Here is a 10,650-nt window from a genome sequence, read left to right on the forward strand (position 1 = left end):
ATCGTTCATAATTGTTTTTGGAGAACTACCAAACATATCATTCAACTCTAAATCCATTGGTTTTTCACCAGTAGTTTTAGATTGAAAAGTAAAACGGTTATTGTTTGTAACTTCACCCACTTCATAATAAGGAGAACGTTCTCTTTCGGCAATACGTTTTAGGGTTTCAGCATCTTTTTCTCCAATAACCAACCCCATACGTTCTTGAGATTCGTTTCCAATAATTTCTTTTGCCGAAAGGGTAGGATCTCCTACAGGTAATTTATCTAAATCAATTAAACCACCAGTATCTTCAACTAGCTCAGATAGACAATTTAAATGACCACCAGCACCGTGATCGTGAATAGAAACAATTGGATTCACATCACTTTCTACCATCCCACGAATGGCATTTGCAGCTCTCTTTTGCATTTCAGGGTTTGAACGTTGCACAGCATTTAATTCAATACCACTTGCAAATTCTCCAGTGTCGGCAGATGAAACTGCAGCGCCACCCATACCTATTCTGTAGTTTTCACCTCCTAGAATTACAATTTTATCGTGTTCTTTTGGTGTGTCTTTTATAGCTTGTTCAGCTTTTCCATAACCAACACCACCAGCTTGCATAATTACTTTATCGAATCCTAATTTTCTATTTGTCACGTTAAGCGGAGTCGAAATGTCTTTTTGTTCGTCATGTTCAAAAGTCAATACTGAACCAGAAATTAAAGGTTGACCGAATTTATTTCCGAAATCTGAAGCTCCGTTTGATGCTTTTATTAAAATTTCTATAGGAGTTTGGTATAACCATTGGCGTTCTTGCATTCCTTTTTCCCAAGGGCGTTCATCATTTAAACGAGAATAAGAAGTCATATAAACTGCCGTACCTGCCAATGGTAAAGAGCCTTTTCCACCAGCTAAACGATCTCTGATTTCGCCTCCAGATCCAGTTGCGGCTCCGTTAAAAGGCTCAACAGTAGTTGGGAAATTATGAGTTTCGGCCTTTAATGAAATTACCGAATTGTAATCCTTTTTTTCATAAAAATCAGGCTTATCAGCCGATTTTGGAGCAAATTGCTCAACAGTTGGCCCTTTTACAAAAGCAACATTGTCTTTATATGCAGAAACAATTCCCCCAGGATGTTGTTTTGAAGTTTCTTTAATTAATTTAAATAATGAACTTGGCATTTCTTCACCATCAATCACAAAAGTTCCATTAAAAATTTTATGACGACAATGCTCAGAATTTACTTGTGAAAAACCAAATACTTCTGAATCGGTTAGTTTTCTTCCAATTTTTTTGCTTAAATTATTTAGGTATTCAACTTCTTCATCGTTTAATGATAAACCTTCTTGTTGGTTGTATGCAGCAATATCTTCAATATCTAAAACAGGTTCTGGGATACTATTTATAGTAAATATTTTCTGGTTTAATGCTTCAAACTTCTGAAAAATCATTGGGTCAAATTTTTCTTTTTCATTTGAAGCTGTAAATTCTTCAATTCTAATAATTCCTTCAATCCCCATATTTTGAGTGATTTCAACTGCATTTGTACTCCAAGGAGTAATCATTGCAGCACGAGGACCAATAAAAAAAGCATCGATTGATGCTTCTTCAAGCCTTGGCTGATTGCCAAAAAGCCAGTTTAATTTTTGATTAGTTTCTTGCGAAAGTTCTTTTAACGTTTGCACAGCATAAATTTTACTGTTTTGGTTTCCAAAGAAATGAATCATATGTAGGATTTATTAGAATTTAGTTAGAAAGTGCAAATTTAACCAAATTATTAGAATTCTCTTTGTTACTTTTTATAGAATTTAAACAGTTATTAAATGAGTTTTAAACAATCTTGTGAATTGGTAATTGTAAATAATAGAAAACCCTAATAGTAATAAAAACTATTAGGGTTTATATAATTAAAATGAGTAAGATTTATTTATTTTACTCTTTCAGCTGTAATTTCAGCAATTTTCACAATAACATCTGTTGCTAATTGCAAAGATTCTGCAGCTATATACTCATATCTTCCGTGGAAATTATGTCCGCCAGCAAAAATATTTGGACATGGTAAACCTTTGTAAGATAATTGAGAACCGTCTGTTCCACCTCGTATTGCTTTAATAAGTGGTGTAATATTTAATTGTTTCATGGCTTCCTCAGCAATATCTACAATATGCATTACAGGTTCAATTTTTTCACGCATATTAAAATATTGGTCTTTTATTTCAACTTGCACTAAATCGCTGCCTAATTTTTTATTTAAAGCATCTGCTACTTTCTGAAAAGTAACTTTACGTTCTTCAAACAATTTAAAATCGTGATCTCTTATAATATAATCCAACGTAGATTTTTCAACTTCACCAGACATTCCGTGTAAATGATAAAAACCTTCGTAACCTTCAGTTTCTTGTGGAATTTCATTTTTTGGTAATGCTGCCATAAATTCATTTGCAATTAGCATAGAATTTATCATTTTACCTTTAGCATATCCAGGATGTACAATTTTTCCATTGATAGTTACTTTAGCACCGGCAGCGTTAAAGTTCTCATATTCAAGCTCTCCAACCTGACTTCCATCCATTGTATAAGCCCATTCTGCACCAAAATTTTCAACATCAAACATATGAGCACCTTTACCAACTTCTTCATCTGGAGTAAAGCAAATTCTAATTTTTCCATGTTTAATTTGTGGATTATTTATTAAATATTCCATTGCAGAAACTATTTCAGTAACACCTGCTTTATCATCAGCGCCTAAAAGGGTAGTACCATCTGTTGTAATTATTGTCTGACCTATATAAAGTAATAAATCATCAAAATAGCTTGGCGAAAGCACAATGTTTTGTTCTGAATTAAGAATTATATCTTTTCCATCGTAATTTGGATGAAATTGAGGATTTACATTTGTACCCGAATAATCTGGACTTGTATCAATATGAGCAACAAAACCAATGGTTGGTACTTTAAAATCCACATTTGAAGGTAAGGTCGCCATTACATAGCAATTGTCGTCTAAAGTAACGTCTTGCATACCAATTTCATTAAGTTCTTCGACTAAAACTTTTGCTAAATTCCATTGTTTTTCAGTACTTGGAAAGGCTGGATTGTTTTCGTCAGATTGTGTGTCTATTTTAACATATTTAACGAATCTATCTATTATTTTTTGCATTTTATTTAATTTTTTATCAAAAGTAAGTATTCAGTTGAGGATTTGCAATCTAATTATCTAAATTTATTGTAAAAATTCAATATTATCGAGTATAGAAATGGATTCGCAAATCCGTTCATCAATTTTATCAGTTCCATATATTTCTGAATACGCCGTAAAATAAGTTTCTTTTGAAAGTTTAACCATAAGATTGAATTGATTGTATTTAAATCCTTTTTTAGTTCCTGTTACAAGATACCAATATGCTGGTTTTGATTTAAATTGAAGCGATCCAGCTTTTACTTTTTGAAGGTTTGAAATTGCTAAAATTGAATCTGTTTTTTTATAAAATTCTTCATTAAATTCTAAGTTTCCAAAATTAAAAGCAGTATCTAAGATATAGGTTTCCGATAATTGTTTTGTGGTGTCTGCAGTAAATATTTCAGATTGAAATTCATTATAGTATAATTCTTTTTTCCAATTAGTTGGAATTTGTATTTTAAAGTTTTTCTTAAAGTCGGAATAAGTTTCAAGATTACTTAATTTAGAGGTGTTGCAATTGAACGTTTTACTTAATTCTGATTGTTTTTTGCAACCAAAAACTAGAAATATCACAAATATAAAGACGATACTATTTTTCATTATTAAAATTAATTTATATTCATTTTGGCAATAATATTATTTCCAGATAACCAAGCCGTATTTTTATCAAATAACCGGATGGAATAAAAACCTTCATGACTTACTTTTTCCCAATTTTCACCATAATTTTTTGAATAAAATATGCCATTAGTAGAAACAGCAAATATTTCTTTTCCTTCTGTTTCTGGTACGTATTGCACGCAACTAACATATTTTGGTGAGGCGTTTTCTGTAACAATTTTCCAAGTTTTACCACCATCTTTAGTAATTGCTTTGTTTGCTGAGTTTCCAAATTTATCTAAATAATCGCCTCCACAAATAATTCCTTGTTTTTCGTTATAAAAATCGACTGTGTAAATACCAGTCGTACTTTTTCCTTGGATAATGGGTGTGTTATAAACATTCCACGTTAATCCCATATCTGAAGTATGAAAAACCCTTGCTTTTTTTCCGCCTGTTACAATCCAAGCATTTTCACCAACAATTGCAATATTTGTGTTACTTGCAGCAAAGGCAGCTTCTCCTTCTTCAATTATTGGTAAATCTTCACATTTTATTTTTCCCCATGTATTTCCTCCATCTCGCGTAATTAATATAGATAAACAAGTGTCGGTTGGATCTCCCATTGCAATACCGTTTAATGCATCAAAAAATTTCATTGAATCATAAAAAACTTTTTCATTTTCTTCTTTATAAACAATTTCAATAGTACTATTTTGATATTTATAAAGCAGCGCAGGATTGCAAATATTTAAAGCAAATACAGCATTTTTTGTGTACGCTAAGGCTCTAAAATGCGGAATAATGGTATCTGTAATTATATTCTTTGTTCCAATAAATTTACCTGAGCTTGTTAAAATTCCTAAATCGCCTTTGGACCCTGCATAAACAATTGAAGAGTCGTTTACAATTTCAATAGCACGGATACTTGTACTGTCTAATTTAAATTTTTCTATAGAAATTGTTATGTTTTCACGCGGTTTATAGACTTCATTACAAGAAATTAAAAAAAATAAGATTGTAATTAGTAATGCTGTTCTTTTCATTTTTAATATTTTTATGCGACTAAATTAATTAAAACATTGGTATTTTAATGAAGAAAGCGTTGGTAATTTCAGGCGGTGGTAGTAAAGGTGCGTTTGGAGGGGGAGTTGCTCAATATTTACTGAATAATAAACAAAATAAGTACGATTTATTTGTGGGGTCTTCAACAGGAAGTTTAATGGTTTCTCATCTGGCACTTGGTGATGTTGATGCTTTAAAAAGAATATATACTTCTGTAAATCAACATTCTATATTTAGTAATAATCCATTTGTAATTAAAAAACAGCATGGTGAAAAGGTAATTACAATTAACCATTTGAATACCTTGTGGAATTTTATTAACGGCAGAAAAACTTTTGGAGAAAGTAAAAATTTACGAAAGCTTATAAAAAAAGAAATCACAGAAGAAATTTACAATCAAATACTTGAAAGTGAAGTGGATGCCATTGTTACTGTTTCAAATTTATCTTTAAATAAAGTAGAATATAAATCTATTAGAGATTGTAGTTATAACGATTTTTGCGATTGGATTTGGGCTTCGTGTAATTATGTACCTTTTATGAGTTTGTTGGTTAAAAATGGCTGTCAATATGCAGATGGTGGTTTCGGTTGTTTGGTTCCTATTAAACAAGCAATTTTACGAGGAGCTACAGAAATTGATGCAATAATTTTAGAAACTGAAGTCACTCAAATTAATAGAATGCAATCTAAAAATGCGTTCTCTTTGTTATTTAGTGTATTTGATTTTATGTTAGAGCATGTTGAAAGACATAATATTACAATTGGAAAATTATCTGCAAAACATAACGATGTAAAACTTAATTTATATTACACACCAACAGTTTTAACAACCAATTCTTTGATTTTTGATAAAAAATTAATGACAAAATGGTGGAAAGCAGGATTCGAATATGCTAAAAATATGGATAATGAAAGTATGAATGAATTTAGAGCTGATGTATTGGATTAAAATTAGTTTTAATTCTAGGCATTTTGTTAATTTGAATAGCTCTTTAATAATTTTGAAAAAATAATAATTCTAGACTTTAATTTACGTCACTTTTTTTGTTCTAAATTTTAATGTTTATTTGTATTATAAAATTATTAATTAATGCTATTTAGAAACAACAGAACACTTATATTAATTTCAATACTGTTATTCATATTTTCAGCATTTTATGGCTTGGTGTTACGCTGGAATTTTGCTTTTCCATCCGCATTAATTTCTTATAAAAATCTGTTACAGGGTCATTCTCATGTAGCTTTTTTAGGTTGGGGATATTTAGCTGTAATTTATGGAGTTTTTGAATTATTTATATGTAAAGAGAAAACAAACTTACCTGTTTATAAAGTTACATTAGCTATTGTTATAACAACAATTATTTTAATGCTATTTAGCTTTTTATTAAGTGGTTACAAGGTGTTTTCTATAGTATTGCTTTCAGTATTTGGAATTACGACTTATGTGCTATCTTTTAGAATATTAAAGGATTTAACAGGTGAAAGTATTTCAATTAAGTTGATTAAATATGGAATTTATTATTACTTAATTTCAAGTTTAGCAACTTGGTTTTTAGCATTTGTAATTATAACACAAGGCAAAACAAATTTGTATTATAATTCAGTTTATTTTTACTTACATTTTTTATACAATGGTTTCTTTGTTTTTACGTTGTTTGGTATGTTATTTAAAATTCTTGAGAATCATCTAATTACCATCTCAACTTCATTAAAAAAGTACTTTTTTATTTTTCTAAATATAGCCTGTATTCCGGCATATATATTATCTGTTTTATGGAGCACAAAATCTATAACTTTTAATATAATCGGTTTTTTAGCTTCGGTTTTACAGTTTATTTCATTAGTATTTCTTTTTAAAATATTAAAACAAATTTTAGTTCAAATAAGGTGGGGTTATACTTCGAAAATATTATTAAAATTTGCAATGGTTGCATATTCATTAAAAATTTTAGCGCAATTAGCCTCTTCATTTCCATATTTTGTTGAAAAGTCATTGGCTTTAAAACCATATTTTATCATTGGGTATTTGCATCTTTTTACCTTGGCTTTTATGAGTGTTTTGTTGCTTTTAATTTTAAAACAGTTGAAAGATATTTCTATAAACTCAATTATTTCAAAAGTTGGAATCGGATTTTTTCTAACAGGAATTTTTTTTACAGAATTATTGCTATTTCTTCAAGGATTTTTACTCTTATTGAAACAAAAACCAATAACTAACTACACAATTATTTTACTAATTTTTAGTTTTTTTATTGTTATTGGTATTATTCAAATTTTTATTGGTCAGTTTGTAAAACCTGTAATTTCGAATAAATAATTATTTGTCAATAACTTTTATTGTTTAACTTAATTTGTAATAGTACTTTTGAATTTTAAAGAATTCCTGTGATAAATTACTTAGAAAATCTTAACGAATCTCAAAAAGCGGCTGTTGTTCATAAAGAAGGACCCATGATAATTATTGCTGGTGCTGGTTCTGGTAAAACACGAGTGTTAACTTATAGAATAGCACATTTAATGAATCAAGGTGTTGATTCGTTTAATATTTTATCGTTGACTTTTACCAATAAAGCTGCACGAGAAATGAAAAACAGGATTGCAGATGTTGTTGGTACTTCAGAAGCTAAAAACCTGTGGATGGGAACATTTCACTCAGTTTTTGCACGTATTTTACGTTCTGAAGGAGCACATTTAGGTTATCCTTCAAATTTTACAATTTACGACACGCAAGATGCGGTAAGATTGCTTTCTTCTATAATTAAAGAACTACAATTAGACAAAGATAAATACAAACCAAAACAGGTTTTAAGCAGAATTTCATCCTTTAAAAATAGTTTAATTACTGTAAAAGCATATTATAACGACCCAGAGTTAATTGAAGCCGATAAAATGGCACAGCGTCCTAAAATGGGTGAAATTTACCATCAATATGTTGAACGTTGTTTTAAAGCTGGAGCAATGGACTTTGACGATTTATTGTTGAGAACTAACGAGTTATTAACACGTTTTCCTGCAATTTTGGCTAAATACCAAGATAGGTTTAAATATATTTTGGTTGATGAGTATCAAGATACAAACCATTCACAATATTTAATTGTTAGAGCATTGGCAGATCGATTTCAAAATATTTGTGTTGTTGGAGACGATTCTCAAAGTATTTATGCATTTAGAGGTGCAAATATTCAGAATATTTTAAACTTTCAACGCGATTACGATAAAGTTCAAATTTTTAAATTAGAACAAAATTACCGTTCTTCAAATAATATAGTTCAGGCGGCAAATTCTGTAATTGAAAAAAATAAAACCAAGTTAGAAAAAGAAGTTTGGACTGAAAATAGCGAAGGCCCAAAAGTAAAAGTAATGCGGACTTATACCGAGGGTGAAGAAGGCAGGTTTATAGCAGATTCTATTTTTGATAATATGATGAATTTGCAATTGAAAAACTCTGATTTTGCAATTTTATATAGAACAAACGCACAATCTAGAGCATTGGAAGATGCGCTTAGAAAAAAAGATATTAAACATAGAATTTATGGCGGATTGTCTTTTTACCAGCGAAAAGAAATAAAAGACACACTTGGTTATTTACGTTTATTAATAAACCCAAATGATGAAGAAGCGCTTAAAAGAGTTATAAATTATCCAATGCGAGGTATTGGAGCGAGTACTATTGATAAACTTTCAGTTGCCGCAAATCATTATAAAATATCAATTTTCGAGTTGCTTAAAAACTTGAATAAGTACGATTTAAAATTAAATTCAGGAACTAAAAATAAACTTGATGGTTTTATTACAATGATTCAACATTTTCAAATTGAAGCACAATCTAAAAATGCTTTTGAAGTTGCAGAATTTGTTGTAAAACAAACCCGTTTAATTCGCGATTTAGAAAAAGATGGCACTCCAGAAGGAGTTAGTAGAATTGAAAATGTGCAGGAATTATTAAATGGTATTAAAGATTTTATTGAAGTTCAAAAAGAAAAAGATGAAGACGATTCTTTAGCCTTTTTTTTAGAAGATGTTGCACTAGCTACCGATTTTGATAACGATAAAAAAGACGATACTCCAAGAGTTTCATTAATGACAATTCATTTAGCAAAAGGATTGGAATTTCCGTATGTTTATATAGTTGGTTTAGAAGAAAATCTGTTTCCTTCTGCAATGAGCATGAATACACGAAGTGAGCTTGAAGAAGAAAGAAGATTGTTCTATGTAGCACTTACAAGAGCTGAAAAACAGGCCTATTTAACGTATGCTCAAACGCGCTATCGTTGGGGTAAATTGGTAGATTGTGAGCCAAGTCGATTTTTAGAAGAAATAGACGAGAAATATTTAGAGTATTTAACAGTTAAAGAACCTAAACACACTCAAACTAAATTTATTAATGAAGATATTTTTGGAAGTGTTCCTCAAAATAAAATAAGATTTAAAAAACCAATTCAGCGCACTCCTGTTAAAAATAATACAGCCCCTAAAATAGAGTTTCAGCCACCAAAAAATTTAAAAAAAGTCACCAATTCTACAAGTACGAAAGCTAATTTATTCGACAATAATATTGTTGTTGGTAACGTTGTAAATCATTCAAAGTTTGGTAAGGGTGAAGTATTGAGTTTAGAAGGTAATGGTGCAAACCAAAAAGCTGAAATTAGATTTTCCTCGGTTGGTGTAAAAAAGTTACTTCTACAATTTGCTAAGCTTACAATTATAAGCTAGAATAACCTTGTAAAACAAATATTAATAGCGTAATTTGCATAAAATAAAAAGAGAAAAGATAGATGGAATTTGATTTAGAATACAATGGGGAGCGACCTCATTTAATAATACCTGAATATGGAAGACATATTCAAAAATTAGTAGATAATTGTGTTGCGCTGGAAGATGTTGAAGAACGCAATAAAATGGCAAAAGCTATTGTTGATGTAATGGGGAATTTACAACCTCATTTACGAGATGTGCCAGATTTTAAACATAAACTTTGGGATCAGTTATTTATTATGTCTGATTTTAAATTGGACGTAGAATCTCCTTACGATAAACCTTTAAAAGAAGAGCTACAAGCAAAACCAGAACCTTTGGCATATCCTAAATCTGCATCTAAATACAGGTTTTATGGAAATAATATCCAAACTATGATTGATGTTGCTCTAACATGGGAAGAAAGTGAAGAACGAAATGCATTGTACTATGCAATTGCCAATCACATGAAAAAATGTTACTTAAACTGGAATAAAGATACCGTTGAGGATAAAGTAATATTTAAACATTTGAAGGAATTGTCCCATAATAAAATAGACCTTACCGAAAGTACAGAAACCTTGTCTGAAGTAAAAGACTTAATGCGGAAAAGAAAAACAGCAACTAAAGGAAGGCAACAAGATTCAAGAAAAAAAACACATAAATATAAATAAACCAGTAAAATAATGGCAACATTTGTAATTGAAGGAGGTCATAAATTAAGTGGAGAGATAACTCCACAAGGCGCTAAAAATGAGGCTTTACAAGTAATTTGTGCAGTTTTATTAACTGAAGAAAAAGTTACAATAAGTAATATTCCAGATATTAGAGATGTTAATAAGTTAATTTATATTCTTGGAGAGTTAGGTGTTAAAATTGAAAAAATTGAAAGTGATACTTATACTTTTCAAGCGGATGAATTAACGCTTGAATATTTAGAATCTGAAAAGTTCAAACAAGACGGAAGTTCTTTAAGAGGTTCTATTATGATTGTTGGTCCGTTATTAGCCCGTTTTGGAAAGGGATACATTCCAAGACCTGGAGGCGATAAAATTGGAAGAAGAAGGTTAGATACTCATTTTGA

8 protein-coding genes and 1 pseudogene are annotated in these 10,650 nt (G+C 30.0%); 5 read left to right on the plus strand and 4 right to left on the minus strand.

The window, feature by feature from the left end:
* From AB1Z17_RS02100 to AB1Z17_RS02115, 4 genes are all read right to left on the minus strand, one after another.
* The coding region (locus AB1Z17_RS02100) for an AIR synthase-related protein (RefSeq protein ID WP_368050134.1) at positions 1-1,713 on the minus strand (1,713 nt) is incomplete at its 3' end.
* A gap of 200 nt (positions 1,714-1,913) precedes the next feature.
* Positions 1,914-3,146 (minus strand): peptidase T, encoded by a 1,233-nt coding sequence (gene pepT / locus AB1Z17_RS02105; protein WP_368050135.1) that lies wholly within the window; start codon positions 3,144-3,146, stop codon positions 1,914-1,916.
* 63 nt (positions 3,147-3,209) lie between these two features.
* Entirely contained in the window at positions 3,210-3,767 is a 558-nt protein-coding gene (locus AB1Z17_RS02110) for a hypothetical protein (protein ID WP_368050136.1), read from the minus strand.
* Positions 3,768-3,775: 8 nt separating this feature from the next.
* Positions 3,776-4,813, minus strand: a complete 1,038-nt coding sequence (locus AB1Z17_RS02115) for a WD40/YVTN/BNR-like repeat-containing protein (RefSeq protein ID WP_368050138.1) — start codon at positions 4,811-4,813, stop codon at positions 3,776-3,778.
* A 47-nt stretch (positions 4,814-4,860) separates the two neighbouring features.
* Between AB1Z17_RS02115 and AB1Z17_RS02120 the strand changes: the two genes are divergently transcribed.
* The 5 genes and pseudogenes from AB1Z17_RS02120 to AB1Z17_RS02140 form a co-directional block, all read left to right on the plus strand.
* A complete protein-coding gene (locus AB1Z17_RS02120) occupies positions 4,861-5,781 on the plus strand; it encodes a patatin family protein (RefSeq protein ID WP_368050139.1) in 921 nt (306 codons plus the stop codon).
* A 141-nt stretch (positions 5,782-5,922) separates the two neighbouring features.
* Entirely contained in the window at positions 5,923-7,149 is a 1,227-nt protein-coding gene (locus AB1Z17_RS02125) for a hypothetical protein (protein WP_368050140.1), read from the plus strand.
* 68 nt (positions 7,150-7,217) lie between these two features.
* Positions 7,218-9,545, plus strand: a complete 2,328-nt coding sequence (locus tag AB1Z17_RS02130) for an ATP-dependent helicase (RefSeq protein ID WP_368050141.1) — start codon at positions 7,218-7,220, stop codon at positions 9,543-9,545.
* 62 nt (positions 9,546-9,607) lie between these two features.
* Positions 9,608-10,240 (plus strand): DUF4290 domain-containing protein, encoded by a 633-nt coding sequence (locus AB1Z17_RS02135; protein WP_368050142.1) that lies wholly within the window; start codon positions 9,608-9,610, stop codon positions 10,238-10,240.
* Between the two features lie 12 nt (positions 10,241-10,252).
* A pseudogene (locus tag AB1Z17_RS02140) lies at positions 10,253-10,650 on the plus strand (UDP-N-acetylglucosamine 1-carboxyvinyltransferase); the annotation flags it as partial.

The organism is Lutibacter sp. (assembly GCF_040883305.1).
GTDB lineage: Bacteria > Bacteroidota > Bacteroidia > Flavobacteriales > Flavobacteriaceae > Lutibacter.

Bases quoted from the DNA above. Each gene is read 5' to 3' on its own strand.
- AB1Z17_RS02120 (WP_368050139.1), top strand. From the start codon at position 4,861: ATGAAGAAAGCGTTGGTAATTTCAGGCGGTGGTAGTAAAGGTGCGTTT.
- pepT (WP_368050135.1), bottom strand. From the start codon at position 3,146: ATGCAAAAAATAATAGATAGATTCGTTAAATATGTTAAAATAGACACA.
- AB1Z17_RS02110 (WP_368050136.1), bottom strand. From the start codon at position 3,767: ATGAAAAATAGTATCGTCTTTATATTTGTGATATTTCTAGTTTTTGGT.
- AB1Z17_RS02125 (WP_368050140.1), top strand. From the start codon at position 5,923: ATGCTATTTAGAAACAACAGAACACTTATATTAATTTCAATACTGTTA.
- AB1Z17_RS02135 (WP_368050142.1), top strand. From the start codon at position 9,608: ATGGAATTTGATTTAGAATACAATGGGGAGCGACCTCATTTAATAATA.
- AB1Z17_RS02115 (WP_368050138.1), bottom strand. From the start codon at position 4,813: ATGAAAAGAACAGCATTACTAATTACAATCTTATTTTTTTTAATTTCT.